Origin of the sequence: Haloarchaeobius litoreus (assembly GCF_024495425.1) — an archaeon.
Classification (GTDB): Archaea; Halobacteriota; Halobacteria; order Halobacteriales; family Natrialbaceae; genus Haloarchaeobius; species Haloarchaeobius litoreus.
This window is the reverse complement of record NZ_JANHJR010000002.1, coordinates 57,006-81,240: the sequence shown is the minus strand read 5'-3', so window position 1 is coordinate 81,240 and position 24,235 is coordinate 57,006. Positions and strand designations below refer to the sequence as shown.

The following is a 24,235-nucleotide window of genomic DNA, read 5'->3' as shown; positions in this document are numbered from 1 at the left end:
TCAGTCGCCCCCGTCGGTCTCGTCGTCGCCCCCGTCCGACTCGTCGTCGCTCGCTGCCCCATCGTCGCTGCTGCTCCCGGCCTCGTCCTCGTCGCTCCCACCGTTCGTCTCTGTCCCGTTGCCGCCCTCACCTCCCTCCTCCGACCCGTCTCCGCCGTCCTCCCGGCGTCCCCACAGGAACAGCCCGACGAGGAACAGCACCAGCAGGACCACCAGCACGATGGCCCACCACGGGAAGCCGTCGCCCGGCGGCTGGGCGACGGTGACGGGCACGGTGAGGCTCCGCGAGAGCTCCGTCTCGCCGTCGGGCTGCTCGTACTGGAAGTCGATGGAGAGGGGGTAGTCCTTCGGGACGGCGTCGCCCGCCGCCGACACGCGGAACTGCAGCTCGACGGTCTCGTTCGGCGCGAGCTGGTCGACGAACGCCTGGTCGTCGGGCACCGACAGCGGCTCGTTCGCGAACAGCTTCGCGTTCACGTTCCGGACGACCTGGTCGCGGTTGTTCGTCACGAGCAGCGTCACCGTCCGGGTGCCGCCGGTCGGGACGGTCGCGTTGGCCGGTCTGACGAGGAACGCGTCCCGCTGGCCGGCGACCGGGACCGCGGCGACGAGCGGGTCGCTCCGCCGGGGCTCGTCGTCGGCGGTCTGGTACACCACCCGGACGGTGAGCCGTCGCGGCGTGCTCTCGGCGTCCGAGACGACCGACGCGGGGATGCGGAACGACGCGTTCTCCCCGGCTTCGAGTGTCCCGAGCGGTATCTCGGCCTCGTCGACGACGACGGTCTCGCTCCGCGTCGACACCTGCACGGCGACCTCGTAGGCGGTGCCGGGGCCGACGTTGCGCACGAGCCCGGTCACGTTGCCGTCCTCGCCGACGCGGAGCGTGCTCCGCACGTCCGCCAGCGCGAACCGCTGCTCGTCGAGCGGTTCGACGCCGAACGTCCGGGCCTCCGAGCGGCGCTCGTCGCCGTCCTCGTCCTCGTAGTTCACCGAGACCGAGAGCGGGTACTGCTGGACGTCGGTCGCGTTCGTCGACGTGACGGTGAACGCGACGGTGCGCTCCTCGTTCGGTGCCCAGTCGCCGACGAACCGGCTCCCGTTCGGGGCACGGCCGACGAGCAGCTCGCCGCTTCTCGTGGCGAGGGTGACGACCGCGTCACTGGCGCGCTCGGCGTCGACGTTCGCGAGCGTGAGTTCGAGCGTCCCCTCCTCGCCGACCTGCACCGTGGAGTCCACGTCGACCACCTCGAACGCCGGGATCTGCTCGTCCACGTCGAACTGCTCGGCGAGCGTGTCGCTCCGCCGCGGCTCGTTCTCGTCGGTCTGGTAGGAGACGACGAACGAGAGCTGGCGCGGCACCGCCTTCGCGTCGCGGGCGACCCGGACCGGCAGCTCGACGGTCGCCGACTCGCCCTCGTCGAGGTCGCCGACGGCGTACTGGCTCACCTGCGGGACGACGCCCGGGTCGTCGCTCGTCAGCCTGACGACGGCGTTCTCGACGTCGCGCGGCCCCTCGTTCGTCACCGTCGCGGTGACGGTCCCGTCGTCGCCGACCTGCAGGTTGGCGTCGGCGTCGGTCAGCGCGAACGCCTGCTCCTCGTCGGGCTCGACACCGAAGCGGAACGGGTCGCTCCGGCGGCGGTCGCCGTCTTCGTCGTCGTACGAGACCGTCGCCACGAACGGGTACGGCTGTTCGTCGGACGCGTTCGTCGAGGTGACCGTGAACTCGACATCGCGCGTCTCGTTCGGCTCCCAGTCGCCGACGAACCGGCTCCCGTTGGGCAGTCGGCCGACGAGCAGCTCGCCGCTGGCGGACTGCAGCGTCACCGTGGCGTCGTCGAGGGTTCGGTCCTGCCGGTTCCGGAGTTCGAGCGTCACCGTCCCCTCCTCCCCGACCTGGAGGTCCGAGTCCACGTCGACCAGCTCGAAGTCGTCGCGGAACTCGCGCACCTCGTAGGTGCCGAGCAGCGGTGCGCTACGGCGCGGGTCGTCGTCGCGGTTGCGGTACTCCACGACGAACCGGAGCTGGCGGTCACCGGAGCGCACGGAGCGCGCGACCCGGACCGGCAGCTCGAACGCGGCCGACTCGCCCGGGCCGAGGTCGCCGAGGACGAACGACGCCTGCTGCGGGTCGATGCCGGGCGGCGGGTTCACGAGCCGGACGACGGCCCGTTCGGCTGTCTGTGGGCCGCGGTTGGTCACCTCGCCCTCGACGGTGCCGTCCGCACCCACCCGCAGGGTCCCGCTCGTGTCGTCCAGCCGGAAGCGCTGCTCGCTCCGCGGCCGGACGCCGATGCGGAGGTCGTCGGCGACCTTCGCCTGCCCGTCCTCGTCCTCGTAGCGGACCGCGAGGTCCACGGGGTACGGCTCGGTGATGCTGTCGTTCGTAGTCACCACGGCGAACTCGACCGTCTGCTCCTCGCCCGCCTCCCACTCGCCGACGAACCGCGTGGCGTTCGGCGACCGGCCGAACAGGAAGTCGCGATTCAGCGACGACACAGACACCACGGCGTCGGTCAGGTCCTCGTCGCCGGTGTTCTCCAGGGTCAGTTCGAGCGTCCCGCGCTCGCCGACCTGCACGCTGGTCTCCACGTCGGTCACCTCGAAGACGGCCGCCTCGTCGTCGACCTCGACCGTGCCGGTGAGCCCGCGGCTCGCGACCCGGTTGCCCTCGTCGTCGCGGTACACCACGACGAACGTCAGCTGGTACTCGCCTGGCTCGGCGTCGGGCGCGACGGCGACGGGGAACTCGAAACCCTCCGTCTCGCCGTCGTCGAGGTCGCCGAGGACGAACTCGGTCCGGCGGGGCTGGATCGCGCCCTCGCTGCTCCGGATGCGGATGACCGCCTCCTCGGCGTCGTCCGGTCCGCGGTTCTCGACCTCGCCCTCGACGGTCCCCTCGGCCCCGACGCGGAGGTCCCCCTCGACGCCGCTCACCCGGAAGCGCTGCTCGCTGCGTGGCTGGACGCCGATCCGGAGCCCCCGGGCGACCCGGGGCTCGTCGTCCTCGTTCCGGTAGTCGACCGAGAGCGCGACCGGGTACGGCTCCGTGACCGACTCGTTGCCGAGCGTCACCGAGAACTCGACGGTGCGCTCCTCGCCCTCGTCCCAGTCGCCGACGAACCGGCTGGCGTTCGGCGACCGGCCGAACAGGAACTCGCGGTTCAACGACGACGCCGACACCACGGCGTCCGTGAGGTCCTCGTCGCCGACGTTCTCGATGGTCACCGCGAGCGTCCCGGTCGAACCGACCTGCACGTCCGTCTCGATGTCCGTCACCTCGAACACCTCCGCGGCGTCGACGGTTCCCGTCCCACCGTCGTTCCCGTCACCACCGTCTCCTCCACCGTCGCCCCCGTCATCGCCGCCGTCTCCACCACCGTCACCCCCGTCATCGCCGCCGTCTCCTCCACCACCGCCTCCGTCACCGCCGTCTCCACCACCACCGCCTCCGAGCGCGACCGTCAGCTGGAGCGTCTTCATGTACTCCGTCCCGCCCGCCGTGTACGTCAGCGTGAGCGTCAGCGAGACCGACGAGCCGGTGCCGGGGGCGACGCTCGCCACGTCGAACGAGAAACTGTGCTCCGTGCCGCCCGCCCACGTTCCGACGTGGGGCTCGTGGTCGCCGGTGTCGGCCTCGGCCGAGGAGAGCGCCGCCGTCACGTCCTCGACGGCCCCGCCGGTGTTCTCGACGGTGACCGTGAGCTGCCCGCCGTCTGCTTCCGTGACCGCGCCCTCGACGCCGACCAGCTCGAAGCGGTCGTCGGTGTCGGCCGACGAGCTGTCGGCCACCGTGACGGCCGAGGCCGGCGTGGCGAACACGAGGAGGAGAACGACCAGGACGACCCGGCGGTTCATCGGGCTACAGCCACCTCTCCGACCCGTCCGACCCGGTGGCGGGGTTCACGCATCGACGTGGGGAGACACGCCGAAGACGCCCTTTGTAGTGAAGCGTATACGAGAGAGAAGCCCGGCGTTACTCGGTCAGCGACCGCCTACGCCGCGGCTGTAGCAACTCGTTTCCACCGCGACGAACGGAGAAGTGCGCGTGCCGACCGACTACGGCGTCTCGTTGGTCTCGAGCGTGAACTCGCCGCGCGGGTAGGCGACGCAGGTCAGGACGTAGCCCTCCTCGAGCTCGGGGTCGTCGAGCATCTGCTGGTTGTCGTGCTCGACGAAGTCCCGGGAGTCACCGTCAACGATGTGGCCACCACAGGAGACACACTGACCCTCGCGGCAGGCGTAGGGCAGGTCCCAGCCCTCGTCCTCGCCGGCCTCGAGCAGGGTCTCGTTGTTGGCGACGGAGATGGTCTCGCCCTCCTTCGTGTAGTCGATGTCGAAGTGCTCGATCTCGTCCTCCGGGATGTCGGCGGGGCTCGTCGACTCCTCCTCCTCCGCGCCCTCTTCGAGCTCCGCGCCGGCCTCCCCTGCACCGACCGCACCGACCGCGCCGCCGCCACCGATGGAGCGGTTCATCGGCTCGGGGAAGTCGGTCTCCGGGACGGTGCTCGCCCGATGTTCGAGGACCTCCTGCGAGATGTCCTCGTTGGGCTTCCACGACGTGCCGCGCACGAGATGGAGCGTCACGGCGATGACCGTCAGGGAGAGCCCGATAGCGATTCCCAGTTCGTTAGCCATATGCGAGACGGTTGGGAGTACTGGTTTAATTCAGTTGTGATTGCTCGCGCCCTGTGTGGCGTCCTCGTCGGCTCTCACTCCCGGCCGGGGCGGTCGACGCCGTACTGGTGACAGTACAGGTCCAGGAGTTCCTCCAGCAGGAGCGCGTCGCGCGAACTCGTCGCGTAGTGGTGGTCGATGAAGTCCTCGGCGTCGCTCGGGTTGCCGCGGACGACGAACCGCCGCACGGTCGCGACCGACTCGAAGAAGGGGAGCCCGGACTCGCGGTCCTCGGCTGACTCGATGATCTGGTCCTGCGGGAACACGTCCGCCTTGATGTCCTCGAAGTCGACGGTCGAGGGTTCGTAGCTGTCCGAGAGCTGCTCCAGGATGTACTCCGAGGCGAAGCGGTAGAACTCGGATTTGCTCTCGAAGACGCCCTCCTCGACGAGGGACTCGATCTCCTCGACGGTCGACTCCGAGAATCGGACCGTGCTCTTTACCATACCCACTCATGTTAGCGAAGGGGTAATAAATCGACCGACCGTCCAACACCATTTTCACCCCGCTGCGACCGTACTGTGCGCGTTCCGGGGAGCGCTGTCGGACGAGCGTCAGACAGTCGCCACGGCCAGCACGTCCACCGAGACTATTTGTGGCGGTGCTCTGATAGAGAAGGACATGCACACGGGGACCGTACCGCGGTCGCGACAGCCACGACACGCGGTCAGTGCGGACCAATGACCGACGACGACACGACCGTCGGGCTCTTCCAGGCCGTCGCCATCGAGGTCGGCCTCATCGTCGGCGCGGGGCTGTTCTCGCTGACCGGCGTGGCGACCACGCTCGCCGGCACGGGCGTCCCGCTGTCGTACGTGTTCACGTTCACCGTCGTCTCGATGAGCCTGGTCCCGACCGCGGCGCTGGCCGCCGCCCGACCCGTGACGGGCGGGAACTACTGGTACCCGAGCAGGCTGTGGTCGCCCGTCGTCGCCTTCCTCACCGCGTGGGGGCTCTCCATCAGCATGTTCGGCGGCGGCCTGCCGGTGTACGCGCTGAGCTTCGGGCGCTACGTCGACTCGCTCGTCGCGGTGGACCCCGTCGCCGTCGGCGTCGTGGTCCTGACCGCGTTCTACCTCGTGAACCTCGCCGGCATCGACGTGGCCGCCAGCGTGCAGGTGCTGCTGTTCGTCTCGCTCGTCGCGAGCCTCGTCGTGTTCGTCGTCGTGGGCGCGCCGACCGTCGAGCCCGCGAACTTCGAGCCGTTCCTCTCGACCGGCATCGGCGGGATGTTGACGGGGGCCGGCGTGCTCTACTTCGTCTGTCTGGGAGCGAACTTCATCGTCGACCTCGGCGAGGACGTACAGGCCGCCACGGTCACCATCCCGCAGTCGCTCGCGGTGAGCATTCCGCTCGTGTTCGTGCTCTACGTCGGCACCGCGCTCGTCGCCGTCGGCACCGTCGGCGCGGCCGGCCCGGGGTCCATGGCCGGCGCGACCCTCTCCGTCCCGGCCGAGGTCGCCCTCCCGCCCACCCTCTCCGCGTTCTTCGTCGTCGGGGGCGCGCTCTTCGCCATCGCGACGAGCATCAACGCGGTGTTCATCATCGCCCCGAAGTACATGGTCGTCCTCGCCGACGACGGCTTCTTCCCGGCCGCACTCGCCCGGACGAACGACCGGTTCGGCACACCACACTGGGGTCTGACGCTCGTGTTCGCCCTCTCGCTCGCGTCGCTGGTCAGCCCGCTCCCCGTCGCGGACCTCGGCTCGCTGCTGGGCTTCGGCGGCATCGTCCTCATCGTCCCGATGATGGTCGCGGCGGTCCGGTTCGTCCGCCGCCATCCCGAGCGCTACGCGGCGACCCCGATCCCCGTCCCACCGCGAATCACGGTCGCCCTCGCCGTCGCCGCGGTCTGTGCGAACGCCGTCCTGCTCGTCCTGCTCGCGAGCCAGAGCCCGCTCCTGTTCGCCGCGTGGGCGGGCCTCACCCTCCTCGGTGGCGGCGCGTACCTGCTCGCCCGCCGGCGGTACCTCGCCGACCGGGGCACGGCTCTGCTGTCGGGCTTCGACGGGGAGTTTTAACCCCCGCCCTCGTGCGAGGGGACATGACGAACGACACCACGGACCACGCCGGCGGCGACGGACCGGCCGGCGACGGCCTCCGAACCGGCGTCGTCGGCGCTGGCGTGATGGGGCGGGACATCGCCGCCCTCCTCGCGAACGCAGGCTGCGAAGTCGTCCTCGTCGACGTGGACGCGGACGCGCTGGCGGCCGCCGAATCGTACCTCCAACGCGAGGCGAGTGCAGCCCTCGCCGATGCTGGACTCGCAACGGACACCGACCCTCTGGCCGACCGAACCAGCTACGCCACCGACCTCGACGCACTCGCCGACTGCGAGTTCGTCGTCGAGGCCATCAGCGAGTCGCTCGACGCGAAACGGGGGCTGCTCGCCGAGCTCGAAGCCGTCCTCGCCCCGGACGCGGTCGTCGGGACGAACACCTCCTCGCTCACCGCGAGCGCGGTGGCCGCCGAGGCCGAGTATCCGGAGCGCGTCGTCCTCTTCCACTTCGCCAACCCCGCCATCCCGCGCGACGTGGTGGAGATCAACGGCGAGTCAGCGAGCGAGGACGCGCTCGCCCTCGCCGAGTCGGTCGCCCGCGCCATGGGCAAGACGCCGTTCCGCCTGGGAACCGAACGTCGGGCCAACGGCCTCAGCCGGCTCTCCGCGGCCATCAAGTGCGCCGGCACGTGGGAGCTGCTCGACGCCGACGCCGCCGAAATCGAGGTCGGCGCACGCAACATGGGCTTCCCGCGCGGCCCGCTGGCGTTCATCGACCTCATCGGCCTCGACATCCACCTCGCGACCGTCGACAACCTCGCCGTCGAGTACGGCGGCCGGTTCGCCCCGCCCGAATCGGTCAGAGAGCGCATGGAGACGATGGTCGCCGACGGCCGCGCCGGGGCGAAGGACGGCGAGGGCTTCTTCCGCTGGGAGGACGGCGAGGCGGTGCTCCCCGCGGTCGAGTCCCCCCACGACGTCCAGCCCATCGTCGCCGCCCTGGTGAACGAGGCCCATCGGATGGTGGCCGACGGCGTTGCAGACCGCGAGACGCTGAACGAGATACTCAAGCGCGGGAGCGGCGGCGCTATCGGCCCGTTCGACATCGAGGGGATGGTCGGCGGCGACGTGCTCCGGGACGTGCTCGAATCGCGGTACGCGGAGACGGGTGCGGGCGTGTTCGAGCCCGCGGAGACGCTGGGGTAGGGTCTGCCGGGAGAGCAGTCCGTCACGTGGCGTGCCTGACGGCGACCAGCATCACGCCGGCAGGGAATGTACTACGGAAGCGAACACTTATTAATCCTTAAGATAACGTTGTGATATGAAGCACTGGCTGTACTGGATCCTGACGGTCGGCATCATCATGGCGAGTACGGCGTGTACGCTCTCGCTGGCCATGCATCCTGAGTTCGCACTCTGGTTCATGGCACTGGCAGTCGGACTGTACATCGTCGCCCGCACCCTCCACCGGGAAGACTCCTCGGACACGGCGAGTCGGCCATCCCGGACCGCCGTCGCTCACACCTGACCGACGACGCCCTCCCGTTTCCTTCTGCAGACGCAGCCGCTGCAGGTGGCGAGACCACCGGGTCAGCCGGCCACAGCGCTGAATCGCGAGGCCACCGTCCGGAGTTACCTAGTCCGCGATAACGGGCGGCACCGCGCCGGGGTCGACCTGCACGTCGAGCAGTGTCGGCCGGTCCCGCGCCAGCGCGTCGGCCAGTTCGTCGGCCAGCTCCGCGGGGTCGGTGACGACCGAACCCGCACAGCCGAACCCGCGCGCGACGGCGGCGTAGTCGGTCTCCGGCTCGAAGTCCGTCGAGATGTCGACGCCGTAGTTCGTCAGCTGGCTCGCCTTCGAGGACGCGAGCGACTGGTTGTTCCAGACGACCACGACGACCGGCAGGTCGTCCCGGACCGCCGTCTCCAGGTCCGAGATGTGGTAGCCGATGCCGCCGTCGCCCGACACCGCGACGACGGGTCGGTCCGGGTCGGCCGCCTTCGCGCCGATGGCCTGCGGGAGCGCGCAGTTGATGCCGTCGCTGCCCCGCGCCTGGATGTAGCCGACGCCGGGCTGGCGCACCTCGTAGAACGCACCGGTGAAGAAGCCGGGGAACGACGTGGCCGAGACGAGCAACCCGTCGTCCGGGATGGCGGCCTGCAGCTCGCTGACGATGCGGGCGGGGTCGATGGGCGTCCGGTCGCTCTCCAGCCGGCCGGCGTACTCCCCGCGCCAGCTCTCCCGGTCGGCCGCGACCTGCTCGATGCGTTCGCGACCGTCACCGAAGTCGGTGCTCAGGAGCGCCTCGCGCACCGCCTCGACGGTCGCCCGGATATCGGCCTGCACCGCCACGTCGGCGTCGTAGTTCCGCCCGAGCCAGTGCGGGTCGAGGTCGACGTGGGCCATCGTCGCGTCCGCCGGGAGCAACGACCAGCCGACCGTCGACAGCTCGCCGAAGCGACAGCCCAGCCCGACGATGGCGTCGGCGTCCTCGACGAGGTCGTTCGCCACCTCGCAGAAGCCCCAGCGGCCGACGACGCCGGCGGCGTACGGCTCGTCCTCGGCGACGGCACCCTTCCCGTTCATCGACGTGACGACCGGCGTGTTCGTGTCGGCGGCCAGCGCGCTCAGGGCGTCCGCTGCGCCAGCCCGGAGCACCCCCTCGCCTGCGACGAGAACGGGGCGCTCGGCCGCTGTCAGTACCTCGGCCAGCGCCGTCACGTCGTCTCTCGAGGGCGCTGGGCCGCCGTCGTCGAACCGGGTTTCCACGGCCGCACCCGGCCCAGACTCGCTCTCCCCGGCGAGCACGTCCTCGGGCAGGTTCACGTGCGTCGGCCCGGGGACGCCCGCGACCGCCTCGCGCGCTGCCGCCCGCACCGCCTCGACGACGCGCTCGGGGGATTCGGGGTCGTAGCTCGCCGCGACGTGCGGGGCCAGGATGGCCTCGTTGTCGGCGTCCTGGATGGCCTCCCGGCCCCGGAACGCCCGGTCGTTGTCGCCGGTCAGCGCGAGCACCGGGCTTGACGCGCCGTCGGCCTCGGTCAGCCCGACGCCGGTGTACGCCGCGCCCGGGCCGCCGACGCCGTCGCAGACGCCCAGCGTGCCCGTCACGCGGGCGTAGGCGTCGGCCATCATCGCCGCGCTCGCCTCGCTCCGCGGGTGGACGTGTCGGATCTCGGACTCCGCGAGCGCCGCGTAGTACGGCTCCAGCTGCTCGCAGGGGAAGCCGAACACGGTGTCGACGCCGCTGTCTTCGAGCGTCGCGACCAGGTCCTCAGCAGCGGTCACCGGCCACCACCCGATTCGTGGGTTGCTGTCATACTACACGGCGCGCAGGGGTCCCCCAAAAACCTTGGCAGGCGAACCCCACCGGGATGTCACCCCCGGCCTGGTGCTAGCTCACTCCTCTCGTGCGACCTCGTGCCGGCCGAAGCCGTACCGGAGCCGGTTGGCGAGCCGGCGGGAGAACCGGCCGGACTCGGGGGCGCGGGAGCCGAACCGCTCGGCGAGGGACTGGTAGATGAGCGGGACGGGGACCTCCTGTTCGAGGGCCTCCTGCACGGTCCAGGTGCCCGTCGAGCCGCCGGCGACGTGGTCCGCCACGTCTCCCAGCTCGTCCGCGTCGGTGCCCTCCTCGCGGAACGCCTCCTCGCAGAGTTCGAGCAGCCACGACCGGATGACCGCGCCGTTATTCCAGGTGCGTGCGACCGATTCGAGGTCGAGGTCGTACCGGCCGTTCGCGAGCAGCTCGAACCCCTCGCCGTAGGTCTGCATGAGCGCGTACTCGACGCCGTTGTGGACCATCTTCACGTAGTGGCCGGAGCCGGCGGGACCCATCCGGTCGTGCCCCTCGGGGCCGGTCGCGACGGCGTCGAAGACGGGCGAGAGCTCGTCGTAGGCCCACTGCGGGCCGCCGACCATCAGCGAGAAGCCGAGCTCCGCGCCGGCGGGGCCGCCCGAGGTGCCGCAGTCGAGGTACGCGGCGTCGGTCTCCTCGGCGCGGCGCACGGAGTCCTCGAAGTGGGAGTTGCCACCGTCGACGACGATGTCGTCGCCGTCGAGCCGGGGTTCCAGGTCGGCGAGCGCGGCGTCCACCGGCTCGCCCGCCGGGACCATCAGCCAGATGCGCTTCTCGTCGCCGAGCTCGGCCGCGAGTTCGGCGACGGAGTCGACGGGCGTCGCCCCGGCGTCGGCGGCCGCCGCGACCGCGTCGTCGTCGAGGTCGAACGCGACCACGTCGTGTCCGGCGGCGAGTGTTCGGTCGACCACGATACGGCCCATCCGCCCGAGTCCGAGTACGCCCAGTTGCATGGGCGAGACTCCGACAGGTGGGGACGTAGGGGTTGTGATTCGGGACCGGCCGTGGCCGGGAGAACGGAGCGGACGCTACTGCGGCCAGTCGAACGAGGTCGGGTGGTGGGCTGGCCCTCGTGTGGGAAGCGGGTCGGTCCGTTTCGACATCACACTGCCTCCTCGACCGAGACGGCCACGGTGGACTGGATCCACGCCGTGGAGCGTCCCTCGTCGAACAGCAGGACCTCGCCGTCGCCGACGTCGATGGCGACGTACGGGCCGAAGTCGACGGCGTCGACTCCGACCGTGTCGTGTTCCCGGTTCGGGTTCGGTGCAGCAGCCATTGTGTTCCTCGGCCCTACGTTGGTCCCCGGACACGATAACTGTTAGCATACCACAAAGTCGTGTGCACCGACCGCACGACTCCGACACACTGAAGACACGTTCCTCGACGTTGGCAAAACGGTATGGTCGAGGCCGCGTAACGGGTGTGCATGACCGTCAACGCCATCTTCGACGCGATGCCGTACGCGAAGCACCTCGGCATCGAGATGGAGGAAGCCGAGGACGGCTTCGCCCGGGGTCGCCTCGGACTCGCGGAGGAGCACTCCTCGGTCCCCGGGAAGGTCGTCGCCCACGGCGGCGTCGTCCACTCCTTCGCCGACCACGTCGCCGGCGCGGCCGTCATCTCGCTGAACTTCACGCCGACGCCCACCATCGACATCCGCATCGACCACCTGGCTCCCGCCACGAACGACCTCGTCGCCGAGGCCGAGGTCGTCCGCGACGGCGGCGACATCGCCACCGTCGACTGCGAGGTGACCGACGTGACCGGTACCCGGGTGGCCACCGCCCGCGGCGTGTTCAAGACCGCCGGTGGTGACGGCGGCTCCGCCTGGGTCGACAGCCCCGAGGAGTTCGACGTCGACTGAGCCGCGAGCGAGCCGGCGACCCCGCCCGCTTTGGTCGGGGTTTTTCTCGCTGGAGGTACAAGTATGGGTATGCTCGGTTCCCCGAAACTCCGGAAAGCTATCGCCGCCGCGACCGCCGCACAGGGCCTTCTCAGTCTGCTGTTCCCGAAGCGCATGGCCAAGCTCGGCTCGCGGCTCCTGCTCGGGATGAGCTACGAGAACACCCGCGAACTCGAACCCCGTGACTGGTACGTCGACTCGACCCGCGCCTCCGGCCTCGGGATGCTCGTCGGCGGCCTGTTCGGCTACATCCTCGCCGACCGCGCCGGTGACAGCGCCGCCGCAGCGGCAGTCGAGGAGGCAGAGGAGGAGGAAGCGGATGGTGACGACGAGGACGACGACGGCCCCGTGATGGTCGACATCGACGAGTAGTCGGTTACCAGCTACACCCCAGTTGCAGCCGCCCAGCGGGCCGTTTTTACCGGTTTGTCGCGTACGTCTACTGCCATGTCAACCCTCAGCGAAAGCGCCGGGATGCATCCGGACGCCTCGATGAGCGCCATCGGCTACATCATCGCGGCGCTGCTGGCGCTCGTCCTGCTCCCGCTCGCGCCGATCATCCTCGTCGTGTGGATCACCCTCAAGATCGCCGAGGCGGCGGGCGGCGAGGACGAGGAGGACGCCAGGCGTCCCGGGACAGCGTAGCTACGTCACGCCGCCGCTCTCGCGTTCGTACTCCTCGTAGAGCGACCGCTCCGCGATCTCGACGAGGTCGTCGACCACCGACCACACCTCCGCGAAGGTGACGTAGTACGGCGAGGGCGCGACCCGGACCACGTCCGGCGGACGGTAGTCCACGACGACGCCGCGGTCGCGCAGCGCCTCGCTGATGCGGTAGCCCTCCGGGTGTTCGAGCGCGACGTGCCCGCCCCGGCGGTCGGGGTCCCGCGGCGTCCCCACCTCGAAGCCGTGCTGGGCGAGTCGTGCGTCGGTCAGCGCCACGAGGTACTCGGTCAGCGCGACCGACTTCTCCCGGAGCGCCTCGATTCCCGCGTCCTCGACCACGTCGAGCGCGCCGTCGAGCGGTGCCGCGGCGAGCAGCGGCGGCGTCCCGACCTGCCACGCGCCGGCGTCGGGTGCCTGGTCGTACGTCGTCCGCATCTCGAACATCGTCCCCTTGTCGTTGCCCCACCAGCCAGCGAGCGCGGGTGGGCTGCCGAAGTGCTCCTCGCTGACGTACAGGCCCGCGACCGCGCCGGGGCCGCCGTTGAGGTACTTGTACGAGCACCAGACCGCGAAGTCCACGCCGTTCGCGTCGAACTCGTGCGGGACCGCGCCGACGCTGTGGGCCGCGTCGACGCCGAACAGCGCGCCGTGCTCGCGGGCCAGCTCGGCGATGGCCTCGACGTCGAGGAGCTGCCCCGAGCGGTAGAGCACCGTCGGGAGGAAGACGATGTCCACGTCGTTGCCCACCAGCGCGGCCTCGACATCATCGACCGTCACGGTGCGCCCGTCGCTGCTCTCGGCGACGACGAGGTACTCCTCGGGATCGAGGCCGCGCTGGCGGAGCTGCGCCCGGATGGCGTAGTGGTCCGTCGGGAAGTCGAGGTCGTCCACGAGGATGGTCTCCGCCCCGTAGGCGTCGAGCATCGTCCCGACGAGCGTGTGGATGTTGACCGTCGTCGAGTTGCCGACGACCACTTCGGACTCCGTCGCGCCGACGAGCGGTGCGAGCCGGTCGCCCAGCCGCTCGGGGTAGTGGAACCAGTCCGGGTCGGCCTCGCCCCAGCCCCGGATGGCCAGGTCGCGCCACTCGTCGACGACCCGGGAGAGCGCCGCCTCGGCGTCCTTCGACATGAGCCCCAGCGAGTTCCCGTCCATGTAGCGGTCGCCCTCGGGGATGTAGAAGCGCTCCCGAAGCGACGCGAGCGGGTCCTGCTCGTCCAGTTCCTCGGCGAACGCGCGGTCCGTCGGCGGGTCTGCGGGGAGTTCCGGCGTCGGCATGCTGGGTCGGGATTCGCGTGGAAGCGTGAACTAGCTTTGGCAGGCGGCGATGGCGTCGACCACCGAAAACCACGGGATTCACCCAGACGGCAGGGACGCCAAGAGTTTACTAATAGTGTAAACTTTCGGCCCACATCGATGCCGAATCAGCCGGGTGGCGCGCGGCTGTCTCGGAATCGCGGAGCGATTCCGATGGCCAGTGAGAGTTTGCTCTCACGCTGGCGAGCGTGCCGAGAGGGGTTGAACGAAACAGAACAACAGGCCGAGTATCAGTAGCCCATCGACGCGACGGCGAACGTCCCAACGACGAGCGCGACGGCGACGGCCCCACCCTGCAGGAACGCCACGTCAGTCGGAACACGCAGCAGTATCCCCATCCCGGCGGTGACGCCGAAGGCGACGACGGCGTTGGCGAGCGCACGGACGAGTCGGTTCGGGTCGCCGGCCATACGACAACCACCTCGCGGAGGTGGCTAAAGGGCTTCGGCAGGCCGAGCGTGGTCGAACAGGGGACGACGCGGAACCCGCAGGGTTTTACTCCGTCTCACGACCACTACCTGCCATGACAGAGGCGACGGGCATCGTCGGGGAGTTCCTGGGGTTGAAGGCGGAGACCGACGCCGACGTGCTCGCGATGCAGTGTGGCGACTTCTACGAGTTCTTCGCGGACGACGCCGAGCTGGTCGCCAACGAACTGGACCTGAAGGTGAGCCAGAAGTCGAGCCACGGCTCGTCGTACCCGATGGCGGGCGTGCCGGTCGACGACCTGACGCCGTACCTGAAGGCGCTGGTCGAGCGCGGCTACACCGTCGCCGTCGCCGAGCAGCACGAGGACGGCGGCGACATCCACCGCGAGATCGAGCGCGTGGTCACGCCCGGCACCCTGCTCGACGTGGCCGGGGTGGACGCGCAGTACCTCGCCGCCGTCGTGCGCGAGGGCGACGACGGGACGGCCGGGGACGCCACCTACGGCCTCGCCTTCGCGGACGTGACCACGGGCCGGTTCCACGTGACGACGGTCGACGGCACCGACGCCACGCTCACGGAGCTGTACCGGTTCAGTCCAGTGGAGGTGTTGCCCGGCCCCGGGATCAGGGACGACGGCGACCTGTGCGACCGCATCGAGGAGCGCACCGGGGCGCGGCTCTCGCTGCCCGACGCGGCGTCGTTCGCGCCCGGGAAGGCGGGCCACGTCGCCCGCGACCACTTCGGCGACGACACGTTCGCGACGCTCGGCGTGGGCGACCTCGGCGTCCGCGCCGCGGGCGCAGTCCTCGCGTACGTCGACGAGACTGGAACGGGCGTGCTGGCGTCGATGACCCGCGTCCAGCCCTACCACGGCGGCGAGCACGTCGAACTCGACGCGACGACGCAGCGCAACCTCGAACTCACCGAGACGATGCACGGCGACCGCTCGGGCAGCCTGTTCGCGACGGTCGACCACACCGTCACCAGCCCGGGCGGCCGACTGCTGAAGGAGTGGCTCCAGCGGCCCCGACGCGACCGGGGCACGCTCGAAGAACGGCAGGCGAGCGTCGCCGCCTTCGCCGCCGGGGCGCTCGGCCGTGAGGAGATTCGCGAGGTGCTGGATTCCGCGTACGACCTCGAACGACTGGCCTCGCGGGCGGTAGGTGGGAGCGCCGACGCGACGGACCTGCTCCGGGTGCGGGACACGCTCGGGGTGCTCCCGGACCTCGTCGAGGCCGTCGAGGCCTCGTCGCAGCTGGCGGTCTCGCCGCTCCCGGAGATCCTCTCGCGGCCGGACCGGGCGGCCGCCGCCGACCTCCGGGACGAACTCGCCGACGCACTGGTCGAGGACCCGCCGAAGACGACGACCCAGGGCGGGCTGTTCCGGCCGGGCTACGACGACGAGCTCGACGAGCTTCGCGACCGCCACGAGGCCGCACAGGCGTACTTCGACGGGCTCGCCGACAGGGTGAAGCGCGAGCACGGCCTCAGCCACGTCACCGTCGACCGGAACAAGACCGACGGCTACTACGTGCAGGTCGGCAAGTCGGCCGCCGACGGCGTGCCCGAGGGCTTCGAGCACGTGAAGACGCTGAAGAACTCGAAGCGCTTTCGTACGGACGAGCTCGCCGAGAAGGAGCGCGAGCTGTTCCGGCTGGAGGAGCGACGCGGCGACCTCGAAGCGCGGCTGTTCGACGAGCTCCGCGAGCGGGTCGCCGCCCGCGCCGAACTCCTGCAGGACGTGGGGCGGACCGTCGCCGAGGTGGACGTGCTCGCCAGCCTCGCGACGCATGCCGTCTCGAACGACTGGAGCCGCCCCGAGCTGACCGAGGAGCGCAGCCTCGACGTGACCGCGGGCCGGCACCCCGTCGTCGAGCAGACCGTCGAGTTCGTCCCGAACGACTGCCACATGGACGACGAGCGCACGTTCACCGTGGTGACGGGGCCGAACATGAGCGGGAAGTCCACCTACATGCGACAGACCGCCCTCATCGTGCTGCTCGCGCAGGTCGGCAGCTTCGTCCCCGCCCGGGAGGCGACCGTCGGGCTGGTCGACGGCATCTACACCCGCGTCGGCGCGCTGGACGAGCTCGCCCAGGGCCGCTCCACCTTCATGGTCGAGATGCAGGAGCTCTCGAACATCCTCCACTCCGCGACCGAGGACTCGCTGGTCATCCTGGACGAGGTCGGCCGCGGCACCGCCACCTACGACGGCATCTCCATCGCCTGGGCCGCCGTGGAGTACCTCCACAACGAGATCCGCGCGAAGACGCTGTTCGCGACGCACTACCACGAGCTGACCGGCCTCGCCGAGCACCTCGAACGCGTCCAGAACGTCCACGTCGCGGCCGACGAGCGCGACGGCGACGTGACGTTCCTCCGGACGGTGCGGGAGGGCCCGACCGACCGCTCCTACGGCATCCACGTCGCCGACCTCGCCGGCGTCCCCGGGCCGGTCGTCGACCGCGCCCGCGACGTACTCGACCGGCTCAGACAGGAGAAAGCCATCGAGGCCCGCGGGAGCGGTGGCGGCGACGGCGGCGGCGGCCAGCAGGTCGTCTTCGACCTCGACAGCGGGACGATGACAACCGCGGACGGCGGCCGCGAGCCGGAACCGGCCATCGACCCCGAGACAGAGGCCATCCTCGACGAACTGGACGGCATCGACGTGGACCGCACCTCGCCCGTCGAGCTGATGCAGCGCGTGCAGGAGTGGCAGGAGCGATTGAAGCGGGAATGAAAGGCGGCGACAGTATCCGGTTTTTCCGAGTGGCGCGCGACTGGCGAGCGTGCCGGAGGCCGCTCGCCGCACTCGTGCGAGGGATGAGCGAGGGAGCTTGCGACTGAGCGAAGAGGCTGGGGAGGCGTGAGGTGCGGTGCTGTGCGGGGTGGGGCTGAAAGGGGCGAGCGTCTCGACGAATCCCCGGCGACGTTCCCGCGAGGGAGCCTGCGACCGAGCGGGAAGCAGCGAGACGACGGAGGAGTCTCGCCAGCCAAGGACCGCAGGAACGAGGACCGGTCACGAGACGCTCGCGTCTCGTGAGCACACCGGAAATCTTCGATTTCCGGGGACGCAGCGAGTTCTCCGCGAGCTTGCGAGCGGAGGGCAGCGAGACGACGAAGGAGTCTCGCCAGTCCTGGGAGCGTAGCCCGCCGGGGCTTTCTGGCTATTGTTGGCACCAGCGAGTCCCACGACAACAGACGCACCCATCCCGTCGGAACTCCAGCCACAGACTGCTGACAGAAATGTCCGCAGATTTATGCCGTCAGCCGGAAAACCCCAGACCATGTTCGACACCGTCGTCATCGCCACCGACGGCTCCGAGAGCGTCAAACGCGCCGTCGCGGTCGCTCTCGATCTGGCAGAGCGCTTCGACGCGACGGTCCACGCGCTGTACGTGATCGACGCGAGCGAGGTGGAGTCCTCGCCCGAGTCGGTGCGCGACCAGTTCCGCGAGGCGCTTGAGGAGAGCGCGGAGGACGCGCTGGCGGATGTCACCGCGGACACCGACCTGCCGGTGCAGACCGCCATCCGCGAGGGCCGGCCGGCCGCGGAGATCTGTGCGTTCGCCCGCGAGGTCGACGCCGACGTGGTCGCCACCGGCACGCGGGGGCGGCACGGCGAGAACCGCTTCCTCATCGGCAGCGTCGCCGAGCGCGTCGTCCGCACCTGCGAGAGCCCCGTGCTGACGGTGCGGCAGCTGCAGGAGGCGTAGGCCGGTTCCGGCCAGCGTGCCCCGGTTCACCCGGCGTCGGGAGGTCGTGAGAGGAGCTGTTTCCCCATAGCTACATTAACAGGTGGTAACATGAATCGGGTATGACCGGGGTCTTCGACCGACATCCCTCCCTGCCGGTCGTCGGACTCGGTGTCGGGTACCTGGTGGCCGCAGCGGTCCACCTCGTCGGTGGAGGCAACGACGGCGTCGCGACGGCGGTCGAGGCGGTGCTCCTCGGACTCCTCGGGACGGCCCTGCTCTACGGGAGCGTGCGACTCTCCCGGCTCGATCTCGACACGCACGACGGCCTTCGGGTGTTCTTCTGGGTCCTGGGTTCGGGCCTCGTCGGCCTCGTCGTCGCCACACTCCTCATCAAGATGCAGCAGCTCGAGGGCGTCGAACTCCAGAACATCCCGGTCTTGCTGGTGACGGCGTCGGGGGCAACCGCCATCGTCGGACTCGGCGTCGCGGAGTACCGGGAGCGCCTGTGGAGCGAACGGAAGACCCTCCGCGAACAGACGGACTACACCGCCAGGCTGCACCGCCGACTGTCCGTCCTCAACCGCGCCCTCCGCCACAACCTCCGGAACGAGACCACCGTCATCCGAGGGTACACCGAGTCGCTGCTCGACACCGAACCGAGGGACGATTCGAGAGCCACGTTGCGGACCATCCGCAAGCACACGAAGAACGTCGAGCGGCTCGGGAACCAGGCGAAACGGCTCAACCAGGTCTGGGAGAACGAGTTCACCGACGAACTCGACCTCACCGAGGTGGTCGAGGTTAGCGTGGAAGACGTACTGGCAGAACACGATGACGTAACCGTCACCACCGACCTGCCGCCGTCCGCCCCCGCCGACGTGCACCACCGGTTCGACTTCGCGGTGAGGGAAGCCGTCGAGAACGCCGTCCGACACAACGACCCCGGGACCGATGTCCGGGTATCGATCGACCGGAATCCTCCGGACACCGTCACCGTGTCCGTCTCCGACACCGGCGATGGCATCCCCGAGGACGAACTCGACGCCATCCGTGAGGGAAGCGAGGACTCCCTCGTCCACGGCTCCGGGCTCGGCCTGTGGCTGATGTACTGGACCGTCACCATGTCGAACGGCGACCTCTCGTTCGAGCGGAACGAGCCACAGGGGACGGTCGTCGAGATGACCGTCCCCGCTACCGAGGCGAACTGACGCTGACGAACCGGCGACGGGGGACCCGTCGTCCGAGTGCCGTGCCGGGGGTGCGGCAGCTGCAGGACGCCTCTGCGGTCAGTTCGCCACCCGGTACAGGAACGCCCGGAGCTCCGCCCACGCCGCGTCGTACTCGCTCCAGAAGACGTGGTGCTCGGAGCCGGGCACGTGGACGAGGCGTCCATCCGGCAGCGCATCAGCAATCGCCAGGTCCGCCGCACGCTCCTCGGGGTCGGTGTCCCGCTTCAGGACCAGCGTCGGGGCATCGATGTCGGGGAACGCCTCGGGCGTCTGTTCGAAACCGGCGGCCGCGAAGCCCGCGATGTTCGGGTCGCACTCTCTGTTCGCCACGGCGACGCGCCGGGCCCGCTCGTCGTCCAGTTCGTCGTGCTCGGCGGCGATCTCCGCGACCGACTGCTCGGCCAGCCCCGCGACGCGTTCGCGGACGAACTCGGACATCTCCCCGGGGGTCATGTCGGGCTCGCCGCGCCAGGCGTCGGGGTCCTCCAGCACGACGGCACGGGGGAGGTCCGGGTGTCGGGCGGCGGCCCAGGCGACCGTCGAGCCGCCGGCGGAGTGCCCGAACAGGATGGGGTCGTCGAGTTCCAGTGCCTCCACGAGTCCGACGAGGTCGGCCACGCGGTCGTCGATGCCGTAGCCCCAGTCCGGGCCGTCGGAGCCCCCGTGGCCGCGGGCGTCGTAGGCGATTACGTCGAAATCGTCGGCGAGGTCCTCGATGAGTGGAATTCGACAGCGCGCGTTCTCGTAGAAGCCGTGGGCGACGACGAGCGGCGGTCCCTCGCCGGTCCGGTGGTACTGGAGGTCGATGTCGTTCGCGTGGACCGTGTCGGTGGTCCAGTCGTCGGGGACGTCCATGCCACCACGGCCGGGAGCGTGGCCCGAAAAGCCACCGGTACCGTGTGCTATCGTCCCACCCCCGCATCTGACCAGGAACCGGCGGCTTCTTCCCGCTCCCGCCACTCTTCCGGGGTATGAACGAGGAACTCATCGCTGACGAGGACATGCCGCTGGCGCGGAAGTCCATCCTGCCGGGCACCGGCTTCTTCGTGCCCGACGAGGTCGACGAGGAGCGACGCGAGCGCGAGGCGATGTCGGCGCTTTCGGGCAAATCGGTGGCCGTCGTGGCCGACCCCGACGCCGACGGGCTGGCCTGCGTCGCACTGCTGCGAGAGGCCTTCGGCGAGGCCGGACTGATCCCGGCCAGCCCCCACGACCTGGAGGAGGGCATGGAGTTGGTCGCGGAGTTCGGCGAGCCCGGACTCGACGTGTTCGTCTGCGACCTCTGCCCGGACAGGTTCGAGTACGTCGAGGAGGAGCTCGACATGCTGCTCGAGACCGCCGACAGCGTGCGCTGGTTCGACCACCACCAGTGGGACCCCGAGGTCGAACAGGCCGTCCGCGACGCGGGCGTCGACCTCGTCGTCGGCGACGGCGAGGAGGAGTGCACCGCCGACGTGGCCGTGCGCTCGCTCGACTACGACTTCGACGACAAGTTCGTCGACCTCGCCGCGGTCACCCGCGACCACGACCTCTGGCTCCGCGAGGACGAGCGCAGCGGAGACCTCGCGGACCTCGCGTACTGGCTCGAACCCGACGAGTACGTCGACATCGTCGCCAGGGGGGGCGCGGACCTCCCGCCCGAGGCTGAGGAGCTGCTCGCCGAGCGCCGCGTCGAGAAGGAAGCGCTCATCGAGAAGGCCGTCGACCGCGGCGAGATCCGCGAGGTCAACGGCTGGACCGTCGGCGTCACCTACGGCCGCTGCTCCCAGAACGAGGTCGCCGAGGCCTTCCGCGAGCAGGGCGCGGACGCGAGCGTCGTCGTCAAGCCCGCCGGCTCCGCCTCAATCCGCGGCACCGACGAGTTCGAGCGCTGCCACGAGGTCGCCGCGCAGGTCAACGGCGGCGGTCACCCCAAGGCGGCGGGCTGCAAGCCCGACATCTACGGCGACATGCTCGACTACGCCCACCACTGGACCACCCGCGGCGCGACCGCGAAGCAGGTCATCCTCGACGGCTTCCGGAACTTAGAGCCCGAGGACGACGACGAGGGCGTGGAGACGGAGCGGTAACGGTCACGACTTCGTTCTCGGGACAAGACAGTTATCCTATCGGTGAGAACCGCTTGTATGGACCGCCGCCGCCTCCTCGCCAGTCTCGGACTGGTCGCGCTCCCGGGATGTTCCGCACTGGATGGTTCGGAGACAGAAGCCGAGACGACGAGCGCCACGACCACAACGCCCACCGAGACGACGGCAGCGCCGACCGCGACACCGACAGCAGAACCGACGGCGACCGCCGAGCCGCCGGATTCCATCGCCGACGCGAACATCTCCTTCCACGTCGAGACGCTGCGCGAGGCGACTTCGGAGCACCCGGCGGAGATAGAAATCGGCGTCACGAACGAGGGGCGACCCCGGGACCTGAACTTCATCGGCTCCGCGCCGCTGTCGGCACCGTTCGTGGGGGACGTGCCAGAATCCGAGGGACTGCTCCTGCATCCGCACACCATCCACAATTCGTTCATCAGCGACGAGAACGGCGACCGCGAGGTCAACGTGGTCCCGGACTCGCGGAATGGCGAGTGCTGGAACCGGATCGATGTCCCGTCCAGCCCGCCGAACAACGCGTTCCAGATAACGCTGGACACGGACAAGGCGTTCACCAACACGTACTCCGTGCTCGTCAACGACAGGAGGGACTGTGTCCCTGCGGGCGAGTACACCTTCGAGAGCGAGTTTCAGATACCCGACGATGGCCTCGTCGAGTTCACCTGGGAGTTCTCGCTGACGTATCCGGTGACGGTGTAGGCCGTCGACTCCGAACTCGGCCGAACGTTTATCCCACAAAACGGCCAAACTTCCGGTGATGGCCAGTTCGACACAGGATGGCGACGCTCACGACGACGAGATTCGTCTGTGGCGCGAGGACGGCTGGTGGATCGCCAAGGACGTCGAGACTGGCGTGACGACGCAGGGCGAGTCCCGGGCCGAGGCACTCGACAACCTCGACGAGGCCGTCGCCCTTCACCGGGGAGAAGCGGGGCACGAACCGAGCGAGGAGGAGCTTCGTGAGACGGGAATCGAGCCCGAGGACAATACGACAGGCGACCAGGAACCGCCGGACGTGCTCGAATAGATGGGCCGGCGGACGTTCTCCGGCAGGGAAGTCGTGAAGGTACTCGTGAACATCGGTGGCTTCGAGTGGCGACGAACGACCGGTGACCACGCACAGCTGTACTACGAGCACCCGACGAACGAGGACGACAGGCGACAGGTTACGGTACCACTACACGGCGAACTGCGGACAGGGACACTCCGTGAGATAGCCGAGCGTGCAGGTGCGAACGACTTCGACGAGTTCTGCGACTGGCTCGACCGGAACGCGTAGCGAACGCAGGTTGTTTCAGCGGGGAATCAGAGTCGCTCCAGCACCGTCTCCCGCCCCGGCAACCCACCACGTGCACCCTCGCCGAGGCAGTTCTCCGCCGCCACCGCGGCCGCGAACCGCCCCGCCTCGGCCGCCGGTTTCCCGTCGAGAATCCACGCATCCACCAGCCCGGCCGAGAAGGCGTCGCCGGCACCGGTCGTGTCCACGGCGTCGACCCGAAACGCGGGGACCTCCACCACGTCGTCTCCGTCCAGCAACAGCGCGCCGTCCTCGCCACGCGTCAGGGCGGCCCGCGTGACCCCGCGGTCGCGCAGTTCCGCGGCCGCCTCGCGCCCGTCGCAGCCGAGGTACGAGCGCAGGGGCACCTCGCTCGATACGAAGCAGTCCACCACCGGAAGGAGGTCGTCGATGGTCTCCGGCTCCGTGCCGCGGCCTTCGAGTTCTTCGAGCGGGCCGGCGAGGTCGAAGACGATGGGCGGGAACTCGTCGTCCTCGCGGGCAGCCTCGACGAGTCGCGAGACGACCCTGTCCGGCGCGTACGCGCTGGTGAACACCACGTCTGCATCGCGGCAGTAGTCGAGGGCGGCGTCGTCCAGCCTGAGCTTCGGGATGCTCTCGCCGCCGGCGATTATCATCCGGTGGCCGTCGTCGTCCCGGAGTATCATCGCGTAGCTGGACCGTTCGTCGCCGCGGGAGACGTGGCTGGCGTCGATGTCTTCGGCAGCAAGCGAGTCGAGAATCCGGTCGCCGTCGTCGTCTCGGCCGACGCGGCTGACGACGCCGGCGTCACGGCCGAGCCGGGCGCAGGCGGTGGCGACGTTGGCTGCGACACCGCCCGCCGCGAGTCGTTCGTCGCGGGCGAACGCGCCGCCGTCGGGTTCCGGCAGGTTGGTGACGTGGTAGATACGGTCGAGCAGGGCGCTGCCGACGGCGACGACGGTGGGCATCTACCGGGAGCCGGCGACCCACTTCTGGCTGTACGCCGCCCCGCAGTCACAGCGTGCGTAGGCGTGGATGACGTCGCCCTCCTCGTAGAGGCCGCCGACCTCCTCGTTCTGCTCCTCGGCGAAGGCGAACACGTACTCGACGTGGCCGTCGTCGCACTCCGGACAGTCGCCGGCGGTGAGGTTCGGCGCGATGACGCCCTCGGTGCCCATGGCCTCCTTCGCGAAGTTCATCGCGTCGGCCCCGGTCGCGGCGGTGAACGCGTCGCGGCCGCTGTCGCCGTCCACGACGACGACGATGCCGTCGGCCACGCGCTCGCCGTACTTCTCGAGCCGGCCGACGTCGTCGACGAAGCTGTCGGCCAGGTAGAGTGCGATGTCCTCGGGCAGCTCGCCCGCCAGAAACCGCTCGCGGCGTGAGTCGCTCATGGTCGGGGTACCGTCTCGACCGATAAAAAGCACGCGAGTCGCCCCGAGTGGGAAGGTCGGAGCGGGCTCGCAGTCGGAATCGTGGTTGCCTCGCGGCGTGGGATACGCCACAGTGGGGTGACCCCGGGGGGTCGCTGCCGCCGAGATCGGGAATCGCGTTGCCTGTATCGATGCGTCGGGAAGACGCCTCATATC

At 69.8% G+C, this 24,235-nt stretch carries 24 protein-coding genes; 13 read left to right on the top strand and 11 right to left on the bottom strand.

The window, feature by feature from the left end; translation table 11 throughout:
• The 3 genes from NOW55_RS07190 to NOW55_RS07180 all read right to left on the bottom strand — a co-directional run bounded on the left by NOW55_RS07190 (nucleotide 1) and on the right by NOW55_RS07180 (nucleotide 5,123).
• A complete protein-coding gene (locus NOW55_RS07190; RefSeq protein WP_256399428.1) occupies nucleotides 1-3,858 on the bottom strand; it encodes a COG1361 S-layer family protein in 3,858 nt (1,285 codons plus the stop codon).
• 201 nt (nucleotides 3,859-4,059) lie between these two features.
• The gene (locus tag NOW55_RS07185) at nucleotides 4,060-4,638 is read right to left on the bottom strand and encodes a 2Fe-2S iron-sulfur cluster-binding protein (RefSeq protein WP_256399427.1); all 579 of its coding nucleotides are present in this window, start codon (nucleotides 4,636-4,638) and stop codon (nucleotides 4,060-4,062) included.
• Nucleotides 4,639-4,712: 74 nt separating this feature from the next.
• Entirely contained in the window at nucleotides 4,713-5,123 is a 411-nt protein-coding gene (locus NOW55_RS07180) for a ribbon-helix-helix domain-containing protein (protein WP_256399426.1), read from the bottom strand.
• 234 nt (nucleotides 5,124-5,357) lie between these two features.
• Here NOW55_RS07180 and NOW55_RS07175 point away from each other — a divergent pair, with 234 nt between their 5' ends.
• From NOW55_RS07175 to NOW55_RS07165, 3 genes are all read left to right on the top strand, one after another.
• Nucleotides 5,358-6,698: an APC family permease gene (locus NOW55_RS07175; RefSeq protein WP_256399425.1), complete on the top strand. Its 1,341-nt coding sequence runs from the start codon at nucleotides 5,358-5,360 to the stop codon at nucleotides 6,696-6,698.
• A 23-nt stretch (nucleotides 6,699-6,721) separates the two neighbouring features.
• The gene (locus NOW55_RS07170; protein WP_256399424.1) at nucleotides 6,722-7,882 is read left to right on the top strand and encodes a 3-hydroxyacyl-CoA dehydrogenase; all 1,161 of its coding nucleotides are present in this window, start codon (nucleotides 6,722-6,724) and stop codon (nucleotides 7,880-7,882) included.
• A 115-nt stretch (nucleotides 7,883-7,997) separates the two neighbouring features.
• Nucleotides 7,998-8,204 carry a hypothetical protein gene (locus NOW55_RS07165; RefSeq protein WP_256399423.1) on the top strand — a complete coding sequence of 69 codons (207 nt, stop codon included), beginning with the start codon at nucleotides 7,998-8,000 and terminating at the stop codon, nucleotides 8,202-8,204.
• Between the two features lie 108 nt (nucleotides 8,205-8,312).
• Here the strand turns inward: NOW55_RS07165 and NOW55_RS20745 are convergent, their stop codons facing one another.
• From NOW55_RS20745 to NOW55_RS07150, 3 genes are all read right to left on the bottom strand, one after another.
• Nucleotides 8,313-9,965: a thiamine pyrophosphate-binding protein gene (locus NOW55_RS20745; protein ID WP_256399422.1), complete on the bottom strand. Its 1,653-nt coding sequence runs from the start codon at nucleotides 9,963-9,965 to the stop codon at nucleotides 8,313-8,315.
• Nucleotides 9,966-10,076: 111 nt separating this feature from the next.
• A complete protein-coding gene (gene gnd, locus NOW55_RS07155) occupies nucleotides 10,077-10,988 on the bottom strand; it encodes a phosphogluconate dehydrogenase (NAD(+)-dependent, decarboxylating) (protein ID WP_256399421.1) in 912 nt (303 codons plus the stop codon).
• 149 nt (nucleotides 10,989-11,137) lie between these two features.
• Nucleotides 11,138-11,314, bottom strand: a complete 177-nt coding sequence (locus NOW55_RS07150) for a hypothetical protein (protein ID WP_256399420.1) — start codon at nucleotides 11,312-11,314, stop codon at nucleotides 11,138-11,140.
• Between the two features lie 150 nt (nucleotides 11,315-11,464).
• Here NOW55_RS07150 and NOW55_RS07145 point away from each other — a divergent pair, with 150 nt between their 5' ends.
• The 3 genes from NOW55_RS07145 (at nucleotide 11,465) to NOW55_RS07135 (ending at nucleotide 12,586) form a co-directional block, all read left to right on the top strand.
• The gene (locus NOW55_RS07145) at nucleotides 11,465-11,902 is read left to right on the top strand and encodes a PaaI family thioesterase (RefSeq protein WP_256399419.1); all 438 of its coding nucleotides are present in this window, start codon (nucleotides 11,465-11,467) and stop codon (nucleotides 11,900-11,902) included.
• Between the two features lie 63 nt (nucleotides 11,903-11,965).
• Complete coding sequence (locus tag NOW55_RS07140; RefSeq protein ID WP_256399418.1) at nucleotides 11,966-12,313, top strand: DUF6199 family natural product biosynthesis protein; 348 nt, start codon at nucleotides 11,966-11,968, stop codon at nucleotides 12,311-12,313.
• Nucleotides 12,314-12,388: 75 nt separating this feature from the next.
• Nucleotides 12,389-12,586: a DUF7535 family protein gene (locus NOW55_RS07135; RefSeq protein WP_256399417.1), complete on the top strand. Its 198-nt coding sequence runs from the start codon at nucleotides 12,389-12,391 to the stop codon at nucleotides 12,584-12,586.
• Here the strand turns inward: NOW55_RS07135 and kynU are convergent, their stop codons facing one another.
• A complete protein-coding gene (gene kynU / locus NOW55_RS07130; protein ID WP_256399416.1) occupies nucleotides 12,587-13,885 on the bottom strand; it encodes a kynureninase in 1,299 nt (432 codons plus the stop codon).
• A gap of 269 nt (nucleotides 13,886-14,154) precedes the next feature.
• Nucleotides 14,155-14,334, bottom strand: coding sequence for a hypothetical protein (locus tag NOW55_RS07125; protein ID WP_256399415.1), 180 nt, complete (start codon nucleotides 14,332-14,334; stop codon nucleotides 14,155-14,157).
• A 113-nt stretch (nucleotides 14,335-14,447) separates the two neighbouring features.
• On the opposite strand from NOW55_RS07125, the gene mutS reads away from it, so the two are divergent.
• From mutS to NOW55_RS07110, 3 genes are all read left to right on the top strand, one after another.
• Nucleotides 14,448-17,093, top strand: coding sequence for a DNA mismatch repair protein MutS (gene mutS / locus NOW55_RS07120; RefSeq protein ID WP_256399414.1), 2,646 nt, complete (start codon nucleotides 14,448-14,450; stop codon nucleotides 17,091-17,093).
• Nucleotides 17,094-17,640: 547 nt separating this feature from the next.
• Entirely contained in the window at nucleotides 17,641-18,069 is a 429-nt protein-coding gene (locus NOW55_RS07115; RefSeq protein ID WP_256399413.1) for a universal stress protein, read from the top strand.
• A gap of 101 nt (nucleotides 18,070-18,170) precedes the next feature.
• A complete protein-coding gene (locus NOW55_RS07110) occupies nucleotides 18,171-19,259 on the top strand; it encodes a sensor histidine kinase (protein WP_256399412.1) in 1,089 nt (362 codons plus the stop codon).
• A gap of 78 nt (nucleotides 19,260-19,337) precedes the next feature.
• On the opposite strand, the gene NOW55_RS07105 is transcribed toward NOW55_RS07110, so the two are convergent.
• Nucleotides 19,338-20,135, bottom strand: coding sequence for an alpha/beta fold hydrolase (locus NOW55_RS07105; RefSeq protein ID WP_256399411.1), 798 nt, complete (start codon nucleotides 20,133-20,135; stop codon nucleotides 19,338-19,340).
• A 116-nt stretch (nucleotides 20,136-20,251) separates the two neighbouring features.
• Here NOW55_RS07105 and NOW55_RS07100 point away from each other — a divergent pair, with 116 nt between their 5' ends.
• From NOW55_RS07100 to NOW55_RS07085, 4 genes are read left to right on the top strand one after another with little or no spacing between them, the layout of a single operon-like run.
• Nucleotides 20,252-21,349, top strand: coding sequence for a DHH family phosphoesterase (locus NOW55_RS07100; RefSeq protein WP_256399410.1), 1,098 nt, complete (start codon nucleotides 20,252-20,254; stop codon nucleotides 21,347-21,349).
• A gap of 57 nt (nucleotides 21,350-21,406) precedes the next feature.
• Nucleotides 21,407-22,087 (top strand): hypothetical protein, encoded by a 681-nt coding sequence (locus NOW55_RS07095; RefSeq protein ID WP_256399409.1) that lies wholly within the window; start codon nucleotides 21,407-21,409, stop codon nucleotides 22,085-22,087.
• Nucleotides 22,088-22,145: 58 nt separating this feature from the next.
• The gene (locus NOW55_RS07090; protein WP_256399408.1) at nucleotides 22,146-22,415 is read left to right on the top strand and encodes a type II toxin-antitoxin system HicB family antitoxin; all 270 of its coding nucleotides are present in this window, start codon (nucleotides 22,146-22,148) and stop codon (nucleotides 22,413-22,415) included.
• Nucleotides 22,416-22,667 carry a type II toxin-antitoxin system HicA family toxin gene (locus tag NOW55_RS07085; RefSeq protein WP_256399407.1) on the top strand — a complete coding sequence of 84 codons (252 nt, stop codon included), beginning with the start codon at nucleotides 22,416-22,418 and terminating at the stop codon, nucleotides 22,665-22,667.
• Between the two features lie 26 nt (nucleotides 22,668-22,693).
• Here NOW55_RS07085 and NOW55_RS07080 read toward each other — a convergent pair whose 3' ends face one another.
• Nucleotides 22,694-23,614 (bottom strand): carbohydrate kinase family protein, encoded by a 921-nt coding sequence (locus NOW55_RS07080; protein WP_256399406.1) that lies wholly within the window; start codon nucleotides 23,612-23,614, stop codon nucleotides 22,694-22,696.
• Nucleotides 23,615-24,040 carry a DUF5807 family protein gene (locus NOW55_RS07075; RefSeq protein ID WP_256399405.1) on the bottom strand — a complete coding sequence of 142 codons (426 nt, stop codon included), beginning with the start codon at nucleotides 24,038-24,040 and terminating at the stop codon, nucleotides 23,615-23,617. It lies immediately after the preceding gene.
• Nucleotides 24,041-24,235 lie beyond the last annotated feature (195 nt).